A 25,069-nucleotide genomic window follows, 5' to 3' on the forward strand; every position below is an offset into this window, starting at 1 on the left:
GGCCGGATTGTGGTGTCTGAACCGCACTGAAAGAACAAGATTGGGAGGCGACATGCCCGACTATAAAGCACCCTTAAAAGACATGCAGTTTGTATTGCACGAGGTGTTCAACGCAGAACAACTCTGGCGTGAATTTCCCGCTCTGCAGGAGGTTAACCGGGAACTGGCCGATGCCATTCTCGAAGAGAGTGCCAAGATCAACGAAGGCTTGATCGCACCCTTGAGCCAGAGCGGTGATGCCCAGGGTGTGCGTTGGCAGGATGGCAATGTGATCACCCCGGAAGGCTATAAAGAAGCTTTCAAACAGCTCGCCGAAGGCGGTTGGGCAGGGCTGTCGGGTGAGGAGCAATACGGCGCCCAGAATATGCCCAAGATGCTGATTCTGCTGTTCGAAGAGATGCTCTATTCCGCCAATATTGCGATGGGTTTGTATCTGACCCTCACCTCGGGGGCGGCGCTGGCTATTGCCAATCACGCTTCAGACGAGTTGAAGGAAAAGTACCTGCCCAACATGTATGCGGGTAAGTGGGCCGGGGCCATGTGCCTGACGGAAGCCCACGCCGGTACCGACCTCGGCATGATCCGCACCAAGGCCATTCCCCAGGCCGACGGCAGCTATGCCATCAGTGGCACCAAGATCTTTATCACCGGCGGCGAGCAGGATCTGACCGAAAACATCATTCACCTGGTGCTGGCCAAACTGCCCGACGCCCCCGCTGGCTCCAAAGGCATTTCGCTGTTTCTGGTGCCCAAAGTGAAGGTGAATGACGACGGCTCATTGGGGGACGCCAATGGCGTCAACTGTGGCAGCGTCGAGCACAAAATGGGTATTCATGCCTCGGCCACCTGTGTGCTGAACTTTGACGGCGCCCAGGGCTTTTTGGTCGGTGAGATCAATAAAGGCCTTCAGGGCATGTTCACCATGATGAACTACGAGCGCCTGTCGGTGGGTATTCAGGGCCTCAGCGCGGGCCAGGCGGCTTATCAGTGGTCGGCGGAATACGCGTTGGAGCGCCTGCAAAGCCGGGCGCCGTCCGGCCCGCAAAACGCCGATGGCGCGGCCGACCCGCTGATTGTGCACCCGGACGTACGGCGCATGATGCTGACCCAAAAGGCCTATGTAGAGGCGGGCCGCGCTTTTGCGGTGTACGTTGGCAAGCAGCTGGATACCGCCAAGTTTGGTGAAGGCGAGGCCCAGGCCAAAGCATCGGCCCTGGTCGAGCTGCTTACCCCGGTGGCAAAAGCCTTTTTGACTGACAAAGGCCTGGAAGGCACCGTGCTGGGCCAGCAGGTGTTTGGCGGCCACGGTTACGTGAAAGAATGGGGCATGGAACAATTGGTGCGCGACGTGCGTATCAGCCAGATTTATGAAGGCACCAATGGAATTCAGGCGCTGGATTTGATGGGCCGCAAAATTGCCGCCAATGGGGGTAAATACCTCGCGCCCCTGTTGGCCGAAATGCGTGGCTTTGTTGAAGAAAACGGCAGCGTGGCCGGGCTGGCAGAATTTCTGACCCCGCTGAGCGGCGCAATAGACAACCTGGAAGCCCTGACCGAGACCGTGTTGTCCCGCACCGCTGACGGCGATGCCAATGCAGTGGGTGCAGCGTCGGTTGAGTACCTGCATGTGATGGGTTTGACCCTCTACACCTACATGTGGGCGCTACAGTGCAAGGTGATTCTCAGTGGCGACAGCGCCCAGAGCGAGGCCTTTAATCAGGCCAAGCTGCACACCGCGCGCTTCTTCGTTGAGCATCTGCTGCCCCAGGCGGACGCCCTGTCCGCGTCGATTCGCAATGGCAGCGACAGCCTGATGGCGATTCCCGCCGAGGCCTTTCTGTCTGCCTAGCACGGGATGACCGGGGTGCTACCGCGCCCCGGTCACCGAGCCCCGATCAACGTGCCCCGGTCACCTCTTCGCACTGCTTCAATTCCACTCCTGAGCCGGCTGCCGATGCCCGAGCCCGGGTACCGTTCTGGGCTGGTATTACGGTCACGAATTTGTCATGGTCGGCGTGTGAATACGGTATACTGCTGGCGCTGAAAGCGAGGTGGAAAGCGATGGAAAACGAACACAACAAATTGTATCCAGAAGACCAGGCCCGGGTGGATGCGTATCTGCGTCAGGGCTACAACGAAACCGAGCGCAAGCCGTTTCGGCCGCTGAAACTGTTGTTTATTTTGGCCATTATGGTCACCACGTTGAGTTGCGCCAGTCTGCTACTCGCGTGGGCGGCAGGCGTTTATTAATCTGCCCCAGTTTTGATCGCATTTGCGCCGCTGCAGTCAGCATGGCGGCGCAACCCTTCCCAGCGTCATCTCCCTGTATTGCCCCTCAAGCCTCCTGCCGGTCAAATCTGTTCTTTGAGTAGAGGAGCCGCTGTTCTCATTGAACCAGCGGTAAGTCGATAGTACCGGCAAGCCCGGTGGGCAGAGTCGGTTGGGCGATTGCCGCGCCGTGGAGAAAGTAGGGGTGAAAGCCATAGACCATCAGCCCCAATGTATCGCCGCTATTCACCTGCTCAGATACGCCGATCATCTCGACCAGCAGGCTGCCGGTGCCGGTAATTGGCAGCACCTGATCGTTGATCAATTTGGCATCGCCGCCGCCCGCAGGGATTCTGCCCAGGCCGATATACAGGGTGGTGTCCTCGCCGTTGCCGCCGTCGAGAACCAGTGACGCCAGCGGGATGCCGGCCAGGGTGGCTGCCGATGTCATGGTCTCAAGGGGAATAAACTGCGCCGGGGCGACCAATTGCACAATCAGCTCCTCCGGCAGCAGATTGACGATATCGTCGGCGGAGTCTGCCAGCGATGCCGGGTCGGCCAAACCGGCAGCCACTTGCTGCACCACGGCCAGGGTTTCAACTGGCAGCGCCGACAGGGTGTTTAGCAGGGTGGTTAGCGGAATATTCTGCAGCAGGTTGGCGAGGCTGCTGAGGCCGCCCGGAATCACCTGGCTTGGGGGAAGTTCGCGCAGTTGGCCGCCCCGGGGGACTTCGGCAAAGGTGGTGCCTTGCTGGCTGGCCGCCAGGCTAAAGCAGATGTCGGGCAGACGGAAGTTGGCAGCGCTGCCACTGAGTTTGCTGATCAGAAAGTCGGCGGCGACCTCCCGGGTGTTCAACACCTGCTCGTCGCAGTACAGCTGCTCGTCGGTGCCAAACAATATCTGCGAGCCCGCCGTTTGCAGTGCCGGCACAATATGGCCGTCCCGCTGAATCAGTAGGTGGGTGTCCTGACCGTTGGCTTTCCAGCATTCGTAGTTTTCAATCGCTTCGTTGAGATTAAACAGCACATCGTGACTGCCCTGAATAAACAGGGCATCGGCGGTGGACAGGCCAGTGGCCATCTGGCCCTGACAAAAAGCCCGGGGGCCGTGGGTGGCCAGTTCATCAATGATCTCATCACTGATATCGCCGGTGGTGGTCGCCTCGATAAAGCCCTGAATCAGATAGGGTGCCAGCTTGCCCTGGGAGGCAACGGCGAGAAGATCCAGCCAGATGTTTTTTGGTGTCTGGTTGGCGTACAGGCTGTAGGGCAGATGGCTCCAGGTGGCCATGGGCACAATGGCATCAAAGCGCTTGTCGGTGCTGGAGCAGACCGTCTGAAAACCGCCGCCGTAAGACAGGCCAATGGCGCCGATCACCGGGTCGCTGTCGCGGTAGCCCAGGTTAGGCAGGTTCTGCTCCGCCCAGTCGATCATTCGGGAAATATTGTCGCAGTCCAGCTCCGGGTCCATTACGGTAATGTCGCCGCTGCTCTCGCCAAAGCCCCGCTGGTCAAAGCTGATCACGTAGTAACCGGCCTCCTCCCACAAGCGTCGGGAGACATCACCGGACACATCGCCGCTGGCAAAGCTGGATACTGGGTTGGGGTCGTCAAAATCCTTGATGCGGCTCAGGCCAAAGCCGTGGCCGTGGATCACCAACGGTACCGGCGCGCCCTCGGTATTGTTGGGTACAAACACACTGAAGGCCACATCCTCGCCGTCGCTGGCGCTGATAATCTGGTCGAAATGACCCTGGGTTTCTGCCACACCGCTATTGCCACTGCGATGGCTCAGGGCGGTCTGGGGCGTTTCGTTGCCGCCGCTGTTGCCTTCGTCGTTGCCGCTGCTAGTGCTACCACCGCCGCCGCCCCCGCCGCAGGCGCTCAAAAGCAGAAGGGTGGAAACCAGTGTGCTGGCGGCGAACAGTCTTAGGGAGGCCTTTTGCATTTTATTATCTCTTTCGGTCTGGCGGATTTGTGTTCGATGAAAACATTGCGTCGAGTATAGGTCTTCTGGTCGGCAATGCTATGCGCCGGTCGACAAAGTGGCTGTGGCGCTTGGGCCAATCGGCATTTTCTTGGGTATCATCGGGTCCCATAAGCGCTTGTTGCTGCGCATCCTGTTCCGCTTTGGAGTCCCCTTTGTCTGGATTGAACATCGTTACTGCTGATTACCGCTCCCCTCGGGATCGCCGCGCCATTACCGAATTGATGGACTGCTATGCCCGGGACCCAATGGGCGGCGGTCAGCCCATCACACCGGATAAGCTGGCGGTGCTGTGTGATCATTTGGCAGCCTTCCCCGGCGCAGTTACGCTGTTAGCCTATGACCAGGATCGGGCGCTGGGGTTGGTTACCGCCTTTCCCGGCTTCTCCACCTTTCGCTGCGCGCCACTATTTAATATTCACGATGTCGTGGTGGTGCCCGAAGCGCGGGGCCAGGGCATTTGCCGACAAATGCTCGCCGCGCTGGAGGGGGTCGCCCGTGATCGGGGTTGCTGCAAGCTGACCCTTGAAGTGCTGGCAGGTAACGAGGTTGCGCGCGGTGTGTATGCCCGGATTGGCTTTGCCGGCTACGCATTGGACCCGGCGGCAGGCGAGGCCTTGTTCTGGGAGAAAAGTCTGTAGTGGCTTGCTCATGTCCCCAGTGAATAGCATTGCCGGGCCAGCCCTGACTTTGAAATCGCAGGAAACAAGAAATCGCAGGAAAACGGAATAGAAAACGCCAATCAAAAACAATGGCGGAAAACCCAGTGAAAGGAAAAGACGCGATGCCAGATTATCGCAATATTGTGGTGCTGACCGGGGCGGGGATTTCCGCCGAATCCGGCATTAAGACCTTTCGGGCCAGCGACGGCCTGTGGGAAGACCACCGCATTGAAGATGTCGCCACGCCCGAAGGCTTCGAAGCCAATCCCGCGCTGGTGCACCAGTTTTACAACGGGCGCCGTCGCCAGTTACTGGGTGGCGAGGTCGCCCCCAATCCGGCCCATTTCGCCCTGGCGGAGCTGGAACAGCGCCTCAATGGCAAGGTGCTGCTGGTCACCCAGAATATCGACAATCTCCATGAGCGGGCCGGCTCTAAAAATCTGATTCATCTCCACGGCGAGCTGTTAAAAATGCGCTGCGCGGTCACCGATCAGTTATTCGATATTGAAGGAGATATCGACGGAGCTGACCTCTGCGCCTGCTGCGGCCAACCCGGCCGGCTGCGTCCCCATGTGGTCTGGTTTGGTGAAATGCCCCTGCAGATGGACGAGATATACGCGGCCCTGGACCAGTGTGATTTGTTTCTGTCCATCGGTACCTCCGGAAACGTCTACCCCGCAGCGGGCTTTGTGCAGGTCGCCCGGGCGGCGGGGGCCGATACCATTGAAGTGAACCTTGAGCCGTCCCAGACCCGTACTCTGTTTGCCGAGGGGCGCTATGGGTTGGCCAGTGAGGAACTGCCCAAGTTGGTTCGGGAGATTCTTGCCTAGTGTGGGTGGTTGCGGCAGTGTTAAGCGGTTTTTTTTGTGGAGCGATTGTGTTTGTTCCTGACCCTATTTTTGGCGGTATTGGCAGGGTAAATTATCGCTTTGGCGATGCTGTGCGAAAGGTGTGAGTTTTTGCCTTTATTTATCAGGGTGTTAGAAAAGTTGCCTTTAAATTTTCGAATTATAAGGTATACCCGCTAATTAATATTATGAGGTCGAAGACCTCATTAACATGCTGTTAGGTCTACATGTTGCCAATAAAAATGGAAGTGCAAATATGCTACAACATATTTTAGATTTACCTGTAATAGCACAGGGAGCCCTTGGCTCTGCTGCTTTCTGGTTGGTCTATGAAGTAAGCAAGCGGCTTATAAATGCTGGTTACAATTTACTTGGCAAATTTAGTAGCGAAACTAGAAGGGACTTGAAAAGTCTAGAGTTCTTCTACCATAAAAGATGTGCTGGAGGCAGTGAACGCACTTTTATTGTATCTATGTTTCATGCTCTCAATCGTCTTGTTATAGCATTAATTTTTATTTGCCTTGGATTAATATCAGCGCCATGGATTGGTGCAGCCTCAGGAATAGCATACTTATTCGCAATCTTTAACTTGTTCATTTCCTTGCGCGCATTGAAGATATCATTTAGTACTGACATGACCGATGAAGAGCACGAAGCTAAAGCGAAAGAATTAGCAGAAGACCTAACAAGTCAAGAAGGGACGCCGTAAACGGCGCCCCTTCTTGAGGCGTTATACCTAGCTAAGAAAGAATTTCCATCGAATGAAAGACGCCGGCGTGAAATATGAGGTTCTGAGGATTGCCGAAAATGAAATAGAGGTGAAAATCGATGTTTCTTACAATTTTTTGGTTGCCTTTCAGAAAACGTGGTATGAATTTAGATTTACCAATGAGGCATTTCGGCACTTCCAAGAATGTTTGGAAAAGGGCGTAGAATCTACCCACGGTACATCCTCTATCTGGGAAGCTAATAAAATTTTTATAAAAAAGCAGAATCACCCAAACAATTACCGAAACGTGCGTTTCTATAGAAGGTTTTTTATACTCGGCTTCAACATTGTGCCAGCTGTGTTGTCTCAAGATATTGTCCGAGGCATCGTGGCAGCAAAGGTATAACAAGCGACTGTGATCCCAAGTCAACCTAATAGCCGACTAAATCTATATTGTTTGCCTCGTTACAACTCTACGTGCCACGCTTGATATCACGGTAGAAATTTTCATGGGAACCAAGCACCATTAATTCCAAAATCAACTGTCCTTCATCAAAACTATATCCGAGCAAGGTTAGCTGCTTGTTCATCTTGAATTTATGTACACGCAAAAAAACTAGGTCGCCTTTCTTCTGCTCCCCAAGTTTTGGGTCTTTCATCAGCGCTTTAATAGCTGTATCCAAATCCTTTTTTTGGTTTGGCTTCAACTTTTTTACCACCTTTTTGAACGTAGGTGTTTGTAATACGCTAACGACTTTAGCCAAAGTCGTATTCCTCAAGCTTTCCAGCTTCTTTTTCTGCTTTTGCTATGATCGCCTGCTTAACAAATTCATATGGCAAATCTGGGTTATCTTCCATCATTTCGCCAATTTTTGCCCAGTGCTCAATCTGCTTAGGCGGTGTTCTATTCAGGGCTTTTGCCATAATCGTGGCTTTATCAACCAGATCTTGGTCTAATCGTATGCTCGTTGTAGCCATGGCCATGTCCTCTGCAAGTCGGCTTCTTACAGGGAGTGTAGCGTTTTGCCACAAGTGAGGCAAGTTGCAGCAAGGCGTTGTTGTCGCGGCGCAAAAGGCCACTCAAGCCCAAGTTTTCCCGCATCAGCCAAACAGTTAAGCTTGCGAACTATACGCTAATTTCCTAAGCTTCATCTTTATCACCCACTATCCGCGTTTGGCTCAGCACCGCGCCGCTGGGTGTGAGCCTTAACAAGACCACTAACGCGGCGACGACGCGAAGGAAACTGACATGAATCTGGACGCCCTGCGGGATCACGTATTCCAACCCATCATTGTTAACTACACCGATAAAGACACCATGCTCTATGCCCTGAGCCTGGGTGCGGGCAGCGACCCGATGGATGAGCGGGAGCTGCCCTTTGTCTTTGAAAAGAACCTGAAGAGCCTGCCGAGCATTGCGGCGGTGCTGGCCCACCCGGGTTTGTGGCTGGCGGACAAGAAGTTTGAAATCAATCTGGTCAAGCTGCTGCACGGTGAGCAGCGCTGTACCTTCCACAAGCCGCTGCCAGCTTCTGGCGAGCTGCGCGGCGAATACCGGGTGGATGCGGTGATGGATAAGGGCGCTGACAAGGGCGCGCTGATGTATTTCGCCAAGGACCTGTACGACAACGCCTCTGGCGAGCTGCTGTGCTCGGTGCTGTCGACTTATTTCCTTCGTGGCGACGGTGGTTGCGGCAGTTTTGGCGAGGTGCCCGAGGCCATGGCCAAGGTGCCAGAGACCCCGGCGGATTTCAGTGAAGAAATTGTGATCGACAAGCGGGCGGCGCTGTTTTATCGCCTCAATGGCGACCGTAACCCCATTCATGCCGACCCCGAGCTGGCCAAAAAGGCGGGCTTCCCCGCGCCGATTCTGCAGGGCTTGTGCGCCTACGGGATTTGCGGGCTGTCAGTGGTGCGCCAGGCCCTGGACTATGACCCCAGCAAGATGGGCTCTCTGAACCTGCGCTTTAGCTCGCCGGTGTTTCCCGGTGAAACCCTGAAAGTGGAAGCGTGGAAAGTGGATGGCGGCATTGCCTTCCAGGCCTTTGTGAAAGAGCGGGAAAAGCTGGCCATCAGTGATGGTTTTGTGGCGGTACATTAATCGCAGTCGCGAACATGTGATTGAAAATAAAAAACGGGGCGCAAGGCCCCGTTTTTTATTTGCCGGCCTGTATTAGCGCAGCCGGGGATTCAGGGTGTACTGCACCGAGATCGAGGCACTGTCGAGCACATGGCCTTCAATGGCTGCCAGCACATCGGCGCCGGTAAAGTCGCCCTCTACCGGGCAGCGGGCCACATCCAGGGCATACAGGGTGAAGCGGTAGTTGTGCATGATGGAGTCGTTCCAGGGCGGGAAGGGGCCATCGTAGCCGTAGTATTTACCGCCCATGTCCGGGTCATCGCCAAACCACTCCCGATAGTTATTGATGCCGTGGCGGGTGCCCAGCGGGCCTTCGGGGCCGGGTTTGCCACCGGCGGTAAAGCCGTCGGAGAACAGGCCTTCTTCAATGGCGCTGAGGTTGGCGGGCAGATCGACCATGACCCAGTGGTAGAAATCCACCCGGGGCAGGTCGGCGGGCACTTCCCGGTCTTCCTGGTTGACATCGTCGGCGGCGGAGGGCACGTCGAGGTCAACGCAGATCATTACCAGCGATTGGGTGCCTTCGGGCAGGTCGGTCCAGGCCAGTGGCGGATTCTTGTTTGGGCCAAGGGTGGCGTGGGCCTGTTCGTCGGGTAGTCCGGCACAGTAGGTCGCAGGCATAAACTGCTTATCCTGAAAGGCTGAGCTGGTCAGTTTCATAATGGCTCCCTGGTTGGATAAAAATGGTACCCGGTGTCGGGTGTGTGGCGTTTTGCCCATAGCATAACGCGGCTGGCGCGGGCCCAAAAGGGCTGCTGTGCTCAGCCTTTGCGATGCACGCGGTAGTCGCTGGGGGAGAGGCCAATGACCTTTTTAAACAGGCGAGAAAAGTAATAGGCGTCGTCGTAGCCCACCGCCGCAGCGACCTGTTTTACCGATTGGCTGGTGCTGTCCAGCAGGTAGCAGGCCCGCTGCACTTTCATGTTGATAAAGTACTGGATGGGTGACTGGCCGCTGAGGGCTTTGAACTTTTTGGTGAAGTGGTACTTGGACAATTTTGCGCTGGCGGCCAGCTCGTCCAGATTGAGCTGGCCGTGAATATGCTCCTGCATGATGGCGCGCAGCCGCTCCCAATCCAGCGCCTTGCCGCTTTGGGGGCGCTGCTGCCGCACTAGCAGGGCCAGGTAGCTGAGCAAGGCCTGGAGCTGGTGGCAGCCCTGAACGAATTCCGGCAGTTGGTAGGCGCTGCGGCGCAGCTCCGACAGGCCGTCGAAAATACGCACGACCCGGGGCTGCACGCCAATATTCAGCACGGGCGAGGTGACGTGAATGTGGTTGTAAAATTCGTCTGCCAGATTACCTTCAAAATGGAGCCAGTAGATGGTCCAGGGGTCTTGCTTGTCCGCCCGGTAGCTGTGGGCGTGGTCCCGCTGCAGCAGCACCAGATCGCCACTGCCAATCTGGTAGCGGCGCTGGTCGCTGGTGAGGCTGCCTTTGCCGGCGGTGCAGTAGATGAGCAGGTAGTTTTCGGTCTGGCGGCGGGCCATGCGGTGACCGTAGGCGCTGGGGTAGTATCCCATCGCCACCGGATACAGCCCCTGGGTGAGGGGGTGCTGGGCCAGCTCGCTAACAATAAATTGCGGTGTGAGAAAGCGAATGCCGTCGGCGGGGAGGGGCCAGTCGGAGGTAAGCGCCATTATAAGTATTTGTAATTTAAGTGATTGTTTATATTTCCAAGTGTGGATGCGTAACACAATGTTACCGCAATATAGTCCATTAACTCGGCAAGATAATCAATCCAATTTCGGGGCGCGTTATGCTTTTATATTGTCCCTTTTTACACCAAGCCGCCCGGACTGGCCGGACAGCTGATTGATCCTAAAACCATAATGGGAGAAACACTATGGCTGCTGAAACTGCTGCTGCCACTACCGAAGAAGCCAAAACCATTGCTGCCCTGATTGAACGGTCCCGTGCGGCCCAGGCGCAAATCGAGAACTACACCCAGGAGCAGGTCGACGAGCTGATCACTGCGATGGTGTGGGCGGTGGCCCAGCCCGGCGTGGCTGAAAAGATTGCCCAGTTCACTGTTGAAGAGACCCAGCTGGGTAACTACGACGGCAAATACCTGAAGATTTTCCGCAAGACCCGCGCTGCGCTGTACGACATTATCAACGACAAGTCTGTGGGTGTGATCGAGGAAGATAAAGAGCGCAATATCGTTAAAATCGCCAAGCCCGTGGGTGTAATCGGTGCGCTGACGCCGTGCACCAACCCCGAGGCGACGCCGGTGATCAAGGCGATCTCTGCCGTGAAAGGCCGCAACTCCATCATCGTTGCGCCCCACCCCCGCTCCAAACTGACCAACAAAATGATCTGCGACCTGATGCGTGACGCCATTGTGGCCTGTGGCGCACCTGCGGATCTGGTGATCTCCATCGACAGCCCCTCCATGGAGCTGACCGGTGAGCTAATGAAGCAGTGCGACCGCATTCTGGCCACCGGCGGTGCGCCGATGGTTAAGTCTGCTTACTCCAGCGGTACACCTGCGCTGGGTGTGGGTGCCGGTAACGCGGTAATCACCGTTGACGACACTGCCAACCTGGACGAAGCGGCCGAGAAAATCCGTATCTCCAAAACGCTGGACCTGGCAGCGTCCTGCTCTTCTGATAACGCGGTGATCGCCTTTGAATCGATCAAAGACGCGCTGCTGGAGAAACTGGTTGCCCAGGGTGGTTACATCTGCAACGAAGATGAAAAAGCCAAACTGCAGGGCATCATCTGGGAAGATGGTCACATTGCTTCACGCATTGTTGCCCAGCCCGCTTCTGTGCTGGCCGAGATGGCCGGTATTGAGATTCCCGAAGGCCGCACTTTCTTCATCGTTCCTGAAACCGGTGCCGGCCCGGCTCACCCCTTCTCTGGAGAGAAGATGTCTGTGGTAATGGCCTTCTACACTGCCAAAGGTATCGATGAAGCCATTGCGCTGACCAACGCCATTCAGGCTTACCAGGGTCAGGGCCACAGCTGTGGTATCTACTCCTACAACGACGACAACATCATGAAGTTTGCCAAGGCCACCAAAACCTCACGGGTAATGGTGAACCAGCCTCAGGCACCGTCTAACAGCGGTAACCTGTGGAACGGCATGCGTCAGACCTTCTCCCTGGGTTGTGGTAGCTGGGGCGGCAACGCCACCAATAACAACATCACCTGGCAGGACCTGATCAACGTGACCTGGATCTCCAAAAATCTGGACAAGCCCAAAGAGCTGCCCGCTGACGAAGTGCTGTTTGCCAGCGCGATCAACAAGCTGAAGTAAGCTGTCCACCTCCCTTGGCGGCCACAATTTTGTGGCCGCCCTTGTATTGGATTCCAGCCGGGGCCTGTAGCAAATCTCCGGCTACTGATAAAACGAGAACGACATGGACTTTAACCTGACAGAAGATCAGAAGGCCTACGCCGAAAGCGCGCGGTCCTTTGCTGAAGGGGTTTTCAAGCCCAATGCCGCCCAGTGGGATGCTGAGCATATTTTCCCCAAAGACGCGCTGAAGGCAGCGGGTGAGCTCGGCTTCATGGGCCTGTACACCCCCGAAGAAGCGGGTGGCCTGGGTATGAGCCGCCTCGACACCAGCGTGATTGTGGAAGAACTGGCCCGGGGTTGTACCTCGACGGCGGCCTTTTTGACCATTCACAACATGGCCACCAGCATGATTGGCACCTACGGCAATCAGGAGACCATCGATAAATGGTGTCCCGAGCTGGTAACTGGCGAAAAGCTGGCGTCTTACTGTTTGACTGAGCCCGGTGCCGGGTCCGATGCGGCCAGCTTGCGCAGCACCGCCAAGAAAGATGGCGACAACTACATCGTTAATGGCGGCAAGATGTTTATCTCGGGTGCTGGCGCCACCGACGTGCTGGTTGCCATGTTGCGCACCGGCGATGCCAATTCCGGCGCCAAAGGCATCAGTGCCTTTGCCATTCCTGCCGATGCCCCTGGTATCACCTACGGCAAGAAAGAAGAAAAGATGGGCTGGAACAGCCAGCCAACGGCCACCGTCACTTTTGAAGACGTGGTGGTGCCTGCCTCTGCTATGCTCGGCAAAGAGGGCGAGGGTTTCAAAATCGCCATGCGTGGCCTGGACGGCGGTCGCATTAACATTGCCACCTGTTCCATCGGCACGGCCCAGGCCGCCCTTGAAACGGCGGTAGAGTACGTTAAAGAGCGCAAGCAGTTTGGTCAGGCAATTGCCGACTTCCAGAACACCCAGTTCAAACTGGCCGATATGGCCACCCAACTGGTCGCTGCCCGGCAGATGGTGCGCATGGCGGCTTTCAAACTGGACAGCAAAGACCCCGAAGCCACCACCTTCTGTGCCATGGCCAAGCGCTTTGTGACCGATGTCTGCTTTGATATCTGTAACGACGCTCTGCAGCTGCACGGCGGCTATGGTTACATCAAGGAGTATCCCCTGGAGCGGCACGTGCGGGATAACCGGGTTCACCAGATTCTGGAAGGCACCAACGAAATCATGCGGGTCATTATTGGCCGTCGAGTGTTAATGGAAGGCGCAATGGAGGTCGTGAAATGAGCAACTACAGCCCAACCGATAAACTGAAAGTCGAAATCATCGAGCACACCGCCCTGATTACTATCGACAACCCCGGTGCCAACACCTGGGATGTGGAGTCGCTCACCGGGCTGAAAACCCTGGTCGAGAATCTGAATGCGGACAAGAACATTTTCAGTCTGGTGATTACCGGCGCGGGCGAGAAATTCTTCTCTGCCGGTGCTGACCTGAAACTGTTCGCCGACGGTGACAAAGAAGTCGCCTACGACATGGGTGTGAAGTTTGGTCAGGCCTTTGAAACCCTGGCGGACTTCCGCGGTGTGTCCATTGCGGCAATCAACGGCTTTGCCATGGGTGGCGGTCTGGAATGCGCCCTGGCTTGCGATATTCGCATCGCTGAAGAGCAGGCCCAAATGGCCCTGCCCGAAGCCAAAGTGGGGCTGCTGCCCTGCGCTGGCGGCACTCAGCGTCTGCACCAGTTGGTTGGCACCGGTTGGGCCAAGCGGGTGATTCTGTGCGGCGAGCGCCTGAAAGCGGCCAAAGCCCTGGAGATTGGTCTGGTTGAAGAAGTGGTACCCACTGGCACGGCCAAAGAGGTGGCCCTGAAGCTGGCGGCACAAGTGGCCCAGCAAAGCCCCGTGGCCGTCACCATGTGTAAAACCCTGGTACACCAGGCTCGGGAAGAGACCATTCCCAAAGGCCTGATGCTGGAGCGGGAATTGTTTGTTCAGTTGTTTGATACGGCCGACCAGAAAGAAGGTGTTAACGCCTTCCTGGAAAAGCGGGCTCCGGAATGGAAGAACGCCTGATGACTGACGAAGTTTTATTTGAAGAGCGCCCCTCCGCGAGCGGCCCCGCCGTGGGGGTCATTACCCTCAATGTGGAAAAAACCCTCAACTCACTCACCCTGAACATGGTTGAGCTGATGCAGGCCAAGTTGAAGGACTGGCGTCAGCGCAGCGATATCGCCTGTGTGTTTGTCAAAGGCGCGGGTGAAAAAGCCCTCTGCGCGGGTGGTGACGTTCAGGCGCTGTATCGCTCCTCCATCGAGCAGCCCGGTGGCCCCTGCGAGTACGCAGAAGCCTTTTTCGATACCGAGTACCGGGTTGACTACGCCTTCCACCAGTTCGACAAGCCGGTGATCGTGTGGGGTCACGGTATTGTGATGGGCGGCGGCATGGGGATTTATGCTGCGGGCAGCTACCGGGTCGTTACGGAAAAGACGCGCCTGGCCATGCCCGAAGTGACCATCGGGTTGTATCCCGATGTGGGCGGCAGCTACTTTCTCAACCGCATGCCCGGCAACAAGGGTTTGTTCCTGGCACTGACCGGGGCGAACTTCAATGCCGCCGACGCGCTGTACCTGGGTGCGGCCGAAGGCTTTATTGAACACCAGTACCGGGACGATGTGCTTGAGGCGCTGGCAAATGTGCCCTGGTCAACCGGTGTTGCCGACAACCATGAGCGCGTGCTGGATTTGCTCAAGACCTTCACCGAGCGCAGTGCCGCGGCTATGCCGGCGGGCAATGTTGAAGCCGCTGCCGACGAGATCGAGAGTCTGTGCAGCGCCGACAGCGATGTGGCCCTGATTGAGGCCGTGGCCAATGCCCAGAGTGAAAACCCCTGGGTTCAGAAAGCCGCCGCCGCCCTTAAGGCGGGTTCGCCGCTCAGCGCCCGGATCATCATTGAGCAGCTGCGCCGCACCAAGGGTGTCAGCCTCAAAGAGGTGTTCAAGATGGAGCTGGCACTGTCGACCAACATCGTTCGCGGACGCGAGTTTGCCGAAGGTGTGCGTGCCCTGCTGATCGATAAGGATCGCAACCCCAAGTGGCAGTTCGCGACTGCCGCCGATGTGTCTGATGCGGCCCTGGCGTCTTATTTTGAAGCGCCCTGGGAAGAAAGCCCCCTGGCGGATCTGTAATTCCAGCCGGGAGGCGGGGCGGCTGGGCCGCCCCAAGATTACTGGTCGGGGTGGTGTCTGCCCCGATTTTCTGAAAGCAATAAACAGGTGAATATCATGGCGAATGTCGCATTTATCGGTTTGGGTAACATGGGCGGCCCAATGGCTGCCAATCTGGTTAAGGCGGGTCATTCCGTCACTGTATTTGACTTGGTTGAAGCGGCAATGGATGCCGTGGTTGCTCAGGGCGCCAAAAAATCCAGCTCTGCACTGGAAGCATTGGCCAGCGCAGATACCGTGATCACCATGCTGCCAGCTGGCAAGCACGTGGCCGGTTTGTACCTGGGTGACGAGGGCCTGATCGCCAAGGCCAACCCCGGCACTGTATTTCTGGATTGCTCCACCATTGACGCCGATACGGCTCGCAAAGTGGGCGCGGCGGCTGCCGAGCGCGGCCTGGAAATGCTGGACTCACCGGTATCCGGTGGCGTGAAAGCCGCCCAGGCGGGCACCCTGGCCTTTATGTGTGGCGGTACTGCCGCCGGCTTTGAGAAAGGCAAGCTGGTGCTCGAAGGCATGGGCAAGAATATTTTCCACGCCGGTGATCACGGTGCGGGCCAGATTGCCAAGATCTGTAACAACATGCTGCTGGCGATCCACATGGTGGGTACCGCTGAGGCGCTGCAACTGGGCGCAAACAACGGCCTGGATCCCAAAGTGCTGTCTGAGATCATGCTGAAGAGCTCTGGTCGCAACTGGTCGCTGGAAGTTTACAACCCTTACCCCGGCGTGATGGAAACCGCGCCTGCCTCCAACGATTACAAGCCCGGCTTTATGGTGCAGTTGATGCTGAAAGACCTGGGTTTGGCGATGGAAAACAGCCTGAGCACCCAAAGCTCGGTGCCCATGGGCGCTCTGGCGCGCAGCCTGTATGCCTCCTTCTCGGCCAAAGGCAACGCCACGCGGGACTTCTCCGCTATTCTGGAAATGTTTCAGGGCGAGTAAACTTTAATCGCTTTTGGTTTCGCACTCCCAGCGCGGAACCATTCTTTGGCAGCGCTCCTTTTGGGGCGCTGTCTTTTTTATTTTTGTCCCGCCCAATCTGTGGCAGATTGTTTAGGGCCTGTTAACACTAATTGGATTGTCACTGTTGAGGCTAAAAACGCGCCAATCACGCGGGCCTCGCCGGGACGCGAGGAGAGCAGTTTGGTCACTCCAAACAAACGAGGAGCAACACAGAGTGGCGCTTTTTTAGCCTCAACCCCTAGGGCTGGGGCCATTTTTGCCCCCAGCGTTGTTGCCAGCCACTTGTTTAGAATGACTAAACGGCGCGCCTGTCGCCGAGCTGGCGGCAAAAATGACCGCCAGCAGTAATAATCCAATTAGTGTTAACAGGCCCTTATGTCCAGCCCCTCTTCCCCTGAGTTACCGCCCATGCCACCTCCCATCAAGGCCCGCTCACTGGTGCTGATCGGCATGCCTGCCTCGGGCAAGTCCACCCTGGCAAGTCTTCTGGCATCCACCTTGGGGTGGCAGACCGTAGATACCGATGACCTGATCGTTCAGGCCAGTGGCTGCTCATTGCAGGACATTGTCGATGCAAAGGGTTATCTCGCCCTTCGTGAGGTAGAAGAGCGGGCGATTTTGATGGCTGACTTCGCCGGTAAGGTCGTGGCGACTGGCGGCAGTGCGGTCTACAGCGAGCCGGCGATGCGCCATTTACAGCAATATGGCCCGCTGGTGTTTTTAAATGTTCCATTGGACGAGTTGCAACGGCGACTGGGTAATTTCGCCATGCGCGGTATTGCCGCCGCGCCAGGAACGGATTTAGCGGCCCTGTACCAGCAACGCCAGCCCCTGTACGAGCGCTGGGCCGATGTCACCATTGCGGTGGGTAAGGAGAACGAAACGGCGCTGGCCGTGCGCATCCTGCAGCAGCTGTCTATTGCGGGAATGTAATCTGGCAGTGCCTGTCATCACCCTGGGCGCTGGGTTACCATCGAATGGCTGCAACCATCGGTTGTGGCGTTAATCGGGAGCCCCGTCGGGGACGCAAAGCAATAAGGAAACGTCTCGATCATGCCTGTTCACAGTCAGACCTGTATCGAAATTTGTAAAGAAGACCTCAAATTTTCTGGTGCACATTTCACGATATTTTCCGCCACCGAGCGCGAGCGCCTGCACGGCCACAACTTCAAAGTGAGCCTGTTGCTCACTGCCGAGGTGGGCGAGAACGGGATGTGCTTCAGCTACGTGGAAATCAAAAAGCGGCTGCGGCGCCTGTGCGCCACCCTGGACGAATACACCCTGATTCCCAACCAGTCGCCCTATATGTCGGTGACCGAGGACGGCCCGTATTACACCGCCCTGTTTGCCGGGGAAGAGATGAAGTTTCTCAAGTCAGACACTCTTCTGTTGCCGATTCGCAATACCACGGTGGAGGAGTTCGCCCGCTACCTGCTCCAGCGTCTGCTGGAAGATGCGCCCTTTATTGAGGGCAATGAGATCAGCGAACTGGTGATGAAGGTGTCCTCCGGGCCGGGGCAGTGGGGCAGTGCCAGCTGGCACCGGGAGGCGCAATGAGCCGGGTGCTGGTGGTAAGCGGCGCGTCCCAGGGCATTGGTCTTGCTGCGGCCAAACGATTTCAGGACCAGGGCTATCGGGTGGTTAACCTGTCCCGTCGACAGTGCCCGCTGGCGGGGGTGGACAATATCGCCATCGATCTGGCTCAGCCGGGGGCCGTTGAGCAACATGCCGAGGCCCTGGCGCAGGCGGTTGCCGAGGCCGAGCAGGTGGTTTTACTGCACAACGCGGCGCGCCAGGAATTTGACCGGGTGGACAATCTTGCCGAGGCCAATCTGCAGGCGGTGTTGCAGATTAATGTGGTTGCTCCCCAGAGCCTCAATCTCCACCTTATCCCCCATATGCCGCCGGGCTCGGCCATTCTCTATATCGGCTCCACCCTGAGCGAAAAGGCGGTGCCGGGGACCTGCTCTTATGTGACCAGCAAGCACGCGGTCATCGGCTTAATGCGCGCTACGGTGCAGGACTTGGCCGGTAAGGGAATTCACAGCGCCTGTATTTGTCCCGGTTTTACTGACACTGAAATGCTGCGCAGCCAAATCGGCGGGCGTCAGGAGGTGATCGATGGGATCACTGCCATGGTGACCCAAGGCCGTTTGATCGACGTAGAGGAAATTGCCGATAGTATCTGGTACTGCGCCTCTTCGCCGGTCATCAACGGCGCCATCTTGCACGCCAATCTCGGTCAGCTCGAGCGCTAGCCCGAGGCGGCCGATCTTTACGCCGGGCGACGCAGTGCTCACATTCGCAGGCAAAAGATAAGGACGCAGATATGAAGATTGGTATTGTCATCGGTAGTCACCGGCCGGGTTCCCAGAGCGCCAAAGTGGCCAACGCGGTACAGCAGAGGCTCGATGCCATTGCGGAGTGCGAGTCGGTGTATGTCCTGGACCTGGGCGGCAATCCCTTGCCGCTCTGGGATGAGGGCATGTGGTCGGATGATCCCGACTGGCAGGCCCTGTTTGGTCCGGTATCGGCCGAGCTGGCTGCCTGTGATGGCTTTGTGGTGGTCTCGCCCGAGTGGAGCGGAATGGCCCCCGCCGGCTTAAAGAATTTCTTCCTGCTCTGCGGCAAAGGCGAGTTGGCTCACAAGCCCGCTTATTTGATTGGCGTTTCTGCCAGTGAGGGCGGCGCCTACCCCATCGCAGAGCTTCGTATGAGCAGTTACAAGAACACCCGCCTTTGCTACATTCCCGAGCACTTGATCGTGCGCCGGGTAGAAAAGGTGTTCAATGCCGACGCTGACAGCAACGATCCCCGCGCTCAGAAATACCTTGGCGAACGTCTGGATTTTGGTCTACAAAATTTGTGTGCCTACGCGTCAGCGCTAGGGGCTATGCGGCAGAACACGGTTTTGGAAGACTCGCGATTCCCTCACGGCATGTGAAGTCCTGGTCGGGCTTACATTACAAATCCGTCTCATCTTGTCGTTTAGGCACTAAGTTTGCTTTGCACTTAAGTAAGGTCTGTTGATCCTTTAACCGCGCCACAAATTTGGCGATACCGGCCGGTGCTCCCGGCCGCGGAAAAGGTGGTGAGGATAAAGCCTCCCTGAGCAAAAAATCCTGGGTGAAAATCTCGGGCAGAAAGTTCCCTAGGGAAAACGGTCAGGCGAGTAAGCACAATCCGTGATAGTTAAACGGGCCGCAGAATTGAATGATCATCGTTGCGAGTTGGAGAAAGTGTTGATGATTTAGAACGCCAATATCACTTTGCTAATGGGTTCGTATTCAACGCATTAATTGAGTTTCATCGCTGGATGCAGTGTTCGTATCAGAGTAGAGTGAAGGTAAGTCGAACGGATTTTTGAACATTCTCTCCACCTTTTTTAGTACCGCGTGTTTGCGTTGTTGCACAGAAGGAGATTGCAGGAATGGGCATCTTAGATAACGTCCGGGAGCAATATCTGCGAGGCAAAGAAGAGGAAATGTCCCTTGAGGCATACCTCGACTTGTGCCGCACAGACCCCATGGTTTACGCCACACCAGCAGAGCGCATGCTGGCGGCTATCGGCAAACCGGAGCTGGTAGATACCCGTCACGACCCCAGGCTCTCGCGTATTTTCTCCAATCGATTAATTCCCCGTTACCCCGCCTTTGCCGAATTCTACGGCATGGAAGATGTGATCTCTCAAATCGTGGCCTTCTTCCGCCACGCTGCCCAGGGGCTTGAGGAACGCAAGCAGGTACTGTATCTGCTCGGGCCGGTAGGCGGTGGTAAATCGTCGATCGCCGAGCGCTTGAAGAAGTTGATGGAGGCGTACCCGATTTATGCCATCAAGGGCTCGCCCATTAATGAATCTCCGCTGGGGCTGTTCGATCCCATGCGGGACGGGCCTCAGCTGGAAGAGGAGTACGGCATTCCACGGCGCTATCTGACTGGCATTTCATCGCCCTGGGCGATCAAGCGCATGCAGGAATACGAAGGCGATCTGAGCCAGTTCCGGGTGGTGAAAATCCAACCCTCGGTGCTCAAGCAAGTGGCGGTGACCAAAACCGAACCGGGTGATGAGAACAACCAGGATATCTCCTCGCTGGTCGGCAAGGTGGATATCCGCAAGCTCGAAGCCTACGCCCAGGATGATCCCGATGCCTATTCCTACTCTGGCGGCCTGTGTCTGGCCAACCAGGGGATGCTGGAATTTGTTGAGATGTTCAAGGCGCCCATCAAGATGTTGCACCCCTTGCTCACGGCGACTCAGGAGGGCAACTACAAGGGCACCGAAGGTTTCTCGGCCATTCCCTTCCAAGGGGTAATTTTGGCTCACTCCAACGAGTCAGAGTGGCAGAGTTTCCGCAACAACAAACACAACGAGGCCTTCCTCGACCGGGTTTACATCGTCAAGGTGCCATACTGTTTGCAGGTCTCGGAAGAGGTCAAAATCTACGAGAAGCTGCTGCGCAGCAGCTCACTGGCGGAGGCCCCCTGCGCCCCCGGTACGTTGGAAATGCTGGCTCAGTTTTCGGTGCTGTCCCGCCTGAAAGAGCCGGAGAATTCCAGCATCTATTCCAAGATGCGGGTGTATGACGGTGAGTCTCTGAAAGACACTGATCCCGCGGCCAAGTCCTATCAGGAGTATCGGGATTACGCCGGAATCGACGAGGGCATGAACGGCATGTCCACCCGTTTCGCCTTTAAAGTGTTGTCGGCGGTCTTCAATTATGACAACTCCGAGATTGCGGCGAACCCGGTGCACCTGATGTACGTGCTGGAGCAGCGCATCATGCGTGAACAGCTGCCGGAAGATCAGCAGCGCCAGTACCTTGAATTTATCAAGGGTTGGTTGGCTGTGCGCTATGCCGAATACGTCGGCAAGGAAATTCAGACCGCCTATCTCGAGTCCTACACCGAGTACGGCCAGAATATCTTTGACCGCTATGTGACCTTTGCCGACTACTGGATTCAGGACGAAGACTATCGGGATCAGGAAACCGGCGCGATTTTTGACCGGGCCATGCTCAACAGTGAGCTGGAAAAAATCGAGAAGCCTGCGGGCATCGCCAACCCCAAAGACTTCCGTAATGAGACCGTCAATTTTGTGTTGCGGGCCCGCGCCCAAAACGAGGGTCGCAATCCAAGCTGGACCAGCTACGAGAAACTGCGCGAAGTGATCGAGAAGAAAATGTTCTCGAGCACAGAGGAGCTGCTGCCGGTGATTTCCTTCAATGCTAAAGCCTCGGCAGAGGACAAGCAGAAGCACGAGAACTTCGTGACCCGGATGGTTGAAAAGGGCTACACACCCAAGCAGGTTCGCCTGTTGTCAGAGTGGTACTTGAGGGTGCGTAAGGCCGGTTGATCCGCCGCAGGTTGAGACGATCCGAACGAGCAGATTCACTGTGTTAAGGGGCGTACTATGTCAATGATCATTGACCGCCGCCTGAATGATCGCAACAAAAACGCGACTAATCGCCAGCGTTTTATCAGGCGTTACAAGGCTCAATTGCGACGGTCGGTTGCGGACCTCGTCGCAGAGCGTTCCATCACCGACATGTCCCGGGGCGGGGAGGTGGGTATCCCGGTGAAGGACATCTCCGAGCCGCGCTTTCGCATCGGCAAGGGCGGTGATCGGGAGATGGTTCACCCCGGTAATCACAGCTTTTCTCCCGGCGACCTGATTGCCAAACCCCCGGCCGGCGGTGGCGGCGGTTCGGGTGATGGTGGCGGTGGCGACGGCGGTGGTGGCCAGGACAATTTCATGTTCACCCTCTCCAAAGAGGAGTTCATGAACCTGTTCTTTGATGATCTTGAACTGCCGCGCCTGGCTCGCAACGTCCTCGGCGACAGCAATCAATTCAAGTATCGCCGGGCGGGCTACACCCCCAGTGGTGTGCCGGCAAACCTGTCGATTCGCAAATCGCTGGAAAACGCAATGGCTCGCCGCATTGCGCTGAAGTCGCCGCTCAAACGGCAATTGCGTGAGCTGGAAGAGGCGGGTGGCTCGGAAGAAGAGATCGCCGAGTTGAAAGCGCGGTTGGAGCGCATTCCCTTTCTGGACGAATACGATCTGCGCTTTCGCCATCGGGTGAAGGAGCCCAAGCCAATCAGCCGGGCGGTGATGTTCTGCCTGATGGACGTGTCAGCCTCAATGTCCGAGCAGAAAAAGGATCTGGCCAAGCGCTTTTACACCCTGCTGCACATGTTCCTCAGCCGCAAGTACGAGAAGGTGGAGCTGGTCTTTATCCGCCATACCTCCAATGCCGAGGAGGTCGATGAGCATGCCTTCTTCCACGATCCCCAAACGGGCGGCACGGTGGTGATGTCGGCCCTCAATATGATGGTCGATATCCTGGAGGAACGTTACGACCCGGCGAGTTGGAATATCTACGGTGCTCAAGTCTCCGATGGCGACGCCTTTGGTAGCGACCCCCAGCGCAGTGCGATGCGCTTGAGCAAGGATATTCTGCCGTCATGCCGTTACTTTGCCTACGTTGAAATTCCCGACAACATCAGCAGTATCACCCCACTGGGGGCGGCCTACAGCCAGATTCGTCACGAGAGTTTTGCCATGAGCACGGTGCTACATCGCGGCGATGTGTATCCGGTGCTGCGGGAGTTGTTTCAGAGGGAAGCTGCATGAGTGAAGTGCAAGCAAAACCCGGTGTGCTGTCCCACGGCGGCGACTGGAACTTTGAGTTGCTGCAAGAATACGATCTGGAAATTGCCAAGCTCGCCAAAGAGTTTGGGCTGGATACTTACCCCAACCAAATTGAGGTCATTGCCTCCGAGCAAATGCTGGACGCCTATGCGTCCGTTGGCCTGCCCATCAGTTATGCCCACTGGAGTTACGGCAAGGAATTTATCCGCAATGAAGAGGGCTACCGCCGCGGCATGCGCGGGCTGGCCTATGAGTTGGTGATCAACTCAGACCCCTGTATTGCCTACCTGATGGAAGACAACAGCATGCCCATGCAGGCGCTGGTGATTGCCCACGCCTGTTATGGACACAACTCCTTTTTTAAAGGCAACTATCTCTTCAGGCAGTGGACCAGTGCCGACGCGATCGTCGACTACATGGTCTTTGCGCGAAAGTATATTTTCGATTGCGAACAGCGCTACGGCGAAACCCGGGTAGAAGAAATGCTGGATGCCTGCCACGCGCTGATGGATCACGGGGTAGACCGCTTTCATCGGCCGTCGCCGCTGTCTGCCGATGAAGAATTGCAGCGGCAACGCAGCCGGGACGAGCACGCCTGGAAGCAATACGATGATATCTGGCGGACCCTGCCAGAGAGTAAGTCGGAAAAGCCCGAGAAGAAAAAAGCCAAGCGGGTGTTTCCGCCCGAGCCCCAGGAAAACCTGCTGTATTTCATTGAAAAGTACTCGCCGACCCTGGAGCCCTGGCAGCGGGAAATTGTGCGCATTGTGCGCAAGCTGGCCCAGTATTTTTATCCCCAGGGGCTGACCAAAGTGATGAACGAGGGGTGGGCGACCTTTTGGCACTACACCCTGCTCAATACCATGTATGACCGCGGCCTGGTGGACGAGGGCTTTATGTTTGAAGTGCTCCAGTCCCACACCAACGTGGTGATGCAGCCCGGCTATGACCACCCGGCTTACTCCGGCATTAATCCCTATGCCCTTGGCTTTGCGATGATGAAGGACATTCGCCGAATCTGCGAAGAGCCCGATGATGAGGACCGCCAGTGGTTCCCGGATATCGCCGGTAAGGACTGGCGCGAAGTGCTGGATTTTGCCATGCGCAATTACAAAGATGAGTCCTTCATCAACCAGTATTTATCGCCAAAGTTGATTCGTCAGTTCCATCTGTTTGCCATCTCTGACAAGCACAAGGAAGATCATTTGCGCATTGATGCCATCCACAATGAAGATGGTTACCGCGAGGTGCGCCGCACCCTGTCTCGGCAGTACAACCGGGACATGTTGGTGCCCGATATTCAGATCGTGCGGTACGAGCACATGGGTGATCGCTCGCTGGCGCTGCGCTACAACCGCTTGAAAGAGCGGCCTCTCTCAGACGAAGCCAAAGAGGTGCTCAAGCATCTCTGTTTTCTGTGGGGCTTTAAAGTCACCATGGAGATTCACGACGAGGGCGCCGGCCTGGTAGACAAAATGGAGGTCACACCAGCTAGTCGCCTTTGAAGGTGGCCGGTGTTTTGTTGATAAAGGCCTCCACCGCCCGGGCGTGGTCTTGAGTGTGGTGGCAGTGGCCCTGCACATCGGCGCAGAGATCGAGAAAATCATCCAGTTCCACCCGCTGAGCCGCCTTCATTAGGCGCTTGGTCTGGCGCAAAGCCAACGGCGGCTTGCTGGCATATTCGCTGGCACAAGTTTCCGCTCTACTCAGCAATTGCGAAGGATCGACACAGTCCAGTAACAGCCCCAGCCTGCTGGCCTCCTCGCTATCAATAATCCGCCCACTGAACGTCAGCTCGGCTGCGCGTTGATACCCCACCAGTCGCTGCAGAAACCAGGCGCCCCCATCGCCGGGGATAATGCCGAGGTTGATAAAGGTCTCGCCAAAGCGGGTGTCGTCACAGCCAATACGAAGATCACACATGCAGCACAGGTCAAAACCTGCGCCGACTGCGGCACCGTTCACTGCGGCGATGGTGACCACTTCCGCATTGCAAACGGCCTTGGTCATGCGTTGAATCCCCTCCCGGTAGGCCCGGCTGATGGTTGCCGGGCTGCCGCCAAACATGCCTTTACGTTGGGCCATTTCCTTGATGTTCCCGCCGGAACTGAAAGCCCTTCCCTGACCTGTAAAAATCACACAGGCAATCGACAGATTGCTGTTCGCCCAGTCCAAAACTGCGCAGATGTCCTCAATAAGTGCAGTGCCGGTCAGGGCATTGCGCACATCGTCGCGTTGAAACTCGCAAATCGCGTAGCCCGATTTCACGGTCAGTTGGGCATCTTGTAGCTGGGGCGCTGAATTCATGGGGATTCTCTCTGTCGGGCAGTAAGGTCGTCGATGCAAAAAAGTCGATTGTTTCGCAA

The 25,069-nt window shown here is 56.5% G+C and carries 25 protein-coding genes; 19 read left to right on the top strand and 6 right to left on the bottom strand.

The annotated features are described in order from the left end of the window. The first annotated feature begins 52 nt into the window (after positions 1-52). Together NCG89_RS13405 and NCG89_RS13410 are read left to right on the top strand one after the other, a co-directional pair. Positions 53-1,849 carry an acyl-CoA dehydrogenase C-terminal domain-containing protein gene (locus NCG89_RS13405; protein WP_251087059.1) on the top strand — a complete coding sequence of 599 codons (1,797 nt, stop codon included), beginning with the start codon at positions 53-55 and terminating at the stop codon, positions 1,847-1,849. Between the two features lie 212 nt (positions 1,850-2,061). After that, positions 2,062-2,250: a DUF3094 family protein gene (locus NCG89_RS13410; protein WP_251087060.1), complete on the top strand. Its 189-nt coding sequence runs from the start codon at positions 2,062-2,064 to the stop codon at positions 2,248-2,250. Positions 2,251-2,386: 136 nt separating this feature from the next. Here the strand turns inward: NCG89_RS13410 and NCG89_RS13415 are convergent, their stop codons facing one another. Next, on the bottom strand, positions 2,387-4,216 hold the full coding sequence (locus NCG89_RS13415) for an alpha/beta hydrolase (protein WP_251087061.1): 1,830 nt from the start codon (positions 4,214-4,216) through the stop codon (positions 2,387-2,389). Between the two features lie 194 nt (positions 4,217-4,410). Here NCG89_RS13415 and NCG89_RS13420 point away from each other — a divergent pair, with 194 nt between their 5' ends. The 4 genes from NCG89_RS13420 (at position 4,411) to NCG89_RS13435 (ending at position 6,880) form a co-directional block, all read left to right on the top strand. Next, positions 4,411-4,896, top strand: coding sequence for a GNAT family N-acetyltransferase (locus NCG89_RS13420; protein ID WP_251087062.1), 486 nt, complete (start codon positions 4,411-4,413; stop codon positions 4,894-4,896). 125 nt (positions 4,897-5,021) lie between these two features. Further along, complete coding sequence (cobB, locus tag NCG89_RS13425; protein ID WP_251087063.1) at positions 5,022-5,747, top strand: Sir2 family NAD+-dependent deacetylase; 726 nt, start codon at positions 5,022-5,024, stop codon at positions 5,745-5,747. A 229-nt stretch (positions 5,748-5,976) separates the two neighbouring features. Next, positions 5,977-6,474, top strand: coding sequence for a hypothetical protein (locus NCG89_RS13430; RefSeq protein ID WP_251087064.1), 498 nt, complete (start codon positions 5,977-5,979; stop codon positions 6,472-6,474). 52 nt (positions 6,475-6,526) lie between these two features. Then, entirely contained in the window at positions 6,527-6,880 is a 354-nt protein-coding gene (locus tag NCG89_RS13435; protein ID WP_251087065.1) for a hypothetical protein, read from the top strand. Positions 6,881-6,947: 67 nt separating this feature from the next. On the opposite strand, the gene NCG89_RS13440 is transcribed toward NCG89_RS13435, so the two are convergent. Both NCG89_RS13440 and NCG89_RS13445 read right to left on the bottom strand, forming a co-directional pair. After that, positions 6,948-7,238 carry a type II toxin-antitoxin system RelE/ParE family toxin gene (locus NCG89_RS13440; protein ID WP_251087066.1) on the bottom strand — a complete coding sequence of 97 codons (291 nt, stop codon included), beginning with the start codon at positions 7,236-7,238 and terminating at the stop codon, positions 6,948-6,950. Beyond that, the gene (locus NCG89_RS13445) at positions 7,231-7,452 is read right to left on the bottom strand and encodes a ParD-like family protein (RefSeq protein ID WP_251087067.1); all 222 of its coding nucleotides are present in this window, start codon (positions 7,450-7,452) and stop codon (positions 7,231-7,233) included. Before NCG89_RS13445 ends, NCG89_RS13440 begins: the two co-directional genes overlap by 8 nt. A gap of 271 nt (positions 7,453-7,723) precedes the next feature. Between NCG89_RS13445 and NCG89_RS13450 the strand changes: the two genes are divergently transcribed. Then, complete coding sequence (locus NCG89_RS13450) at positions 7,724-8,575, top strand: MaoC/PaaZ C-terminal domain-containing protein (RefSeq protein ID WP_251087068.1); 852 nt, start codon at positions 7,724-7,726, stop codon at positions 8,573-8,575. A gap of 72 nt (positions 8,576-8,647) precedes the next feature. On the opposite strand, the gene NCG89_RS13455 is transcribed toward NCG89_RS13450, so the two are convergent. Together NCG89_RS13455 and NCG89_RS13460 are read right to left on the bottom strand one after the other, a co-directional pair. After that, positions 8,648-9,274, bottom strand: coding sequence for a YbhB/YbcL family Raf kinase inhibitor-like protein (locus NCG89_RS13455; protein WP_251087069.1), 627 nt, complete (start codon positions 9,272-9,274; stop codon positions 8,648-8,650). A 101-nt stretch (positions 9,275-9,375) separates the two neighbouring features. Beyond that, positions 9,376-10,251, bottom strand: a complete 876-nt coding sequence (locus NCG89_RS13460; RefSeq protein ID WP_251087070.1) for an AraC family transcriptional regulator — start codon at positions 10,249-10,251, stop codon at positions 9,376-9,378. Positions 10,252-10,457: 206 nt separating this feature from the next. Between NCG89_RS13460 and NCG89_RS13465 the strand changes: the two genes are divergently transcribed. From NCG89_RS13465 to NCG89_RS13520, 12 genes are all read left to right on the top strand, one after another. Next, a complete protein-coding gene (locus NCG89_RS13465) occupies positions 10,458-11,876 on the top strand; it encodes an aldehyde dehydrogenase family protein (protein WP_251087071.1) in 1,419 nt (472 codons plus the stop codon). Between the two features lie 103 nt (positions 11,877-11,979). Continuing rightward, entirely contained in the window at positions 11,980-13,146 is a 1,167-nt protein-coding gene (locus tag NCG89_RS13470) for an acyl-CoA dehydrogenase family protein (RefSeq protein WP_251087072.1), read from the top strand. Continuing rightward, entirely contained in the window at positions 13,143-13,934 is a 792-nt protein-coding gene (locus NCG89_RS13475) for an enoyl-CoA hydratase (protein ID WP_251087073.1), read from the top strand. Before NCG89_RS13470 ends, NCG89_RS13475 begins: the two co-directional genes overlap by 4 nt. Further along, entirely contained in the window at positions 13,934-15,046 is a 1,113-nt protein-coding gene (locus tag NCG89_RS13480; RefSeq protein WP_251087074.1) for an enoyl-CoA hydratase/isomerase family protein, read from the top strand. Before NCG89_RS13475 ends, NCG89_RS13480 begins: the two co-directional genes overlap by 1 nt. Positions 15,047-15,142: 96 nt before the next feature. Next, positions 15,143-16,030, top strand: coding sequence for a 3-hydroxyisobutyrate dehydrogenase (gene mmsB, locus NCG89_RS13485; protein WP_251087075.1), 888 nt, complete (start codon positions 15,143-15,145; stop codon positions 16,028-16,030). A 429-nt stretch (positions 16,031-16,459) separates the two neighbouring features. Next, positions 16,460-16,984 (top strand): shikimate kinase, encoded by a 525-nt coding sequence (locus tag NCG89_RS13490; RefSeq protein WP_251087076.1) that lies wholly within the window; start codon positions 16,460-16,462, stop codon positions 16,982-16,984. 120 nt (positions 16,985-17,104) lie between these two features. Beyond that, positions 17,105-17,608, top strand: a complete 504-nt coding sequence (locus NCG89_RS13495; protein ID WP_251087077.1) for a 6-pyruvoyl trahydropterin synthase family protein — start codon at positions 17,105-17,107, stop codon at positions 17,606-17,608. Further along, on the top strand, positions 17,605-18,309 hold the full coding sequence (locus NCG89_RS13500; RefSeq protein ID WP_251087078.1) for an SDR family NAD(P)-dependent oxidoreductase: 705 nt from the start codon (positions 17,605-17,607) through the stop codon (positions 18,307-18,309). Before NCG89_RS13495 ends, NCG89_RS13500 begins: the two co-directional genes overlap by 4 nt. Before the next feature lie 71 nt (positions 18,310-18,380). After that, a complete protein-coding gene (locus NCG89_RS13505; protein WP_251087079.1) occupies positions 18,381-18,995 on the top strand; it encodes an NADPH-dependent FMN reductase in 615 nt (204 codons plus the stop codon). 540 nt (positions 18,996-19,535) lie between these two features. Next, complete coding sequence (locus NCG89_RS13510) at positions 19,536-21,404, top strand: PrkA family serine protein kinase (RefSeq protein ID WP_432757893.1); 1,869 nt, start codon at positions 19,536-19,538, stop codon at positions 21,402-21,404. A 57-nt stretch (positions 21,405-21,461) separates the two neighbouring features. Next, entirely contained in the window at positions 21,462-22,685 is a 1,224-nt protein-coding gene (locus tag NCG89_RS13515; RefSeq protein WP_251087081.1) for a YeaH/YhbH family protein, read from the top strand. Beyond that, complete coding sequence (locus tag NCG89_RS13520; protein ID WP_251087082.1) at positions 22,682-24,208, top strand: SpoVR family protein; 1,527 nt, start codon at positions 22,682-22,684, stop codon at positions 24,206-24,208. Before NCG89_RS13515 ends, NCG89_RS13520 begins: the two co-directional genes overlap by 4 nt. Here NCG89_RS13520 and NCG89_RS13525 read toward each other — a convergent pair. Then, positions 24,195-25,010, bottom strand: coding sequence for an enoyl-CoA hydratase-related protein (locus NCG89_RS13525; protein WP_251087083.1), 816 nt, complete (start codon positions 25,008-25,010; stop codon positions 24,195-24,197). The genes NCG89_RS13520 and NCG89_RS13525 overlap by 14 nt on opposite strands. Positions 25,011-25,069 lie beyond the last annotated feature (59 nt).

It is taken from the genome of Spongiibacter taiwanensis, from assembly GCF_023702635.1.
Taxonomy (GTDB): Bacteria; Pseudomonadota; Gammaproteobacteria; order Pseudomonadales; family Spongiibacteraceae; genus Spongiibacter; species Spongiibacter taiwanensis.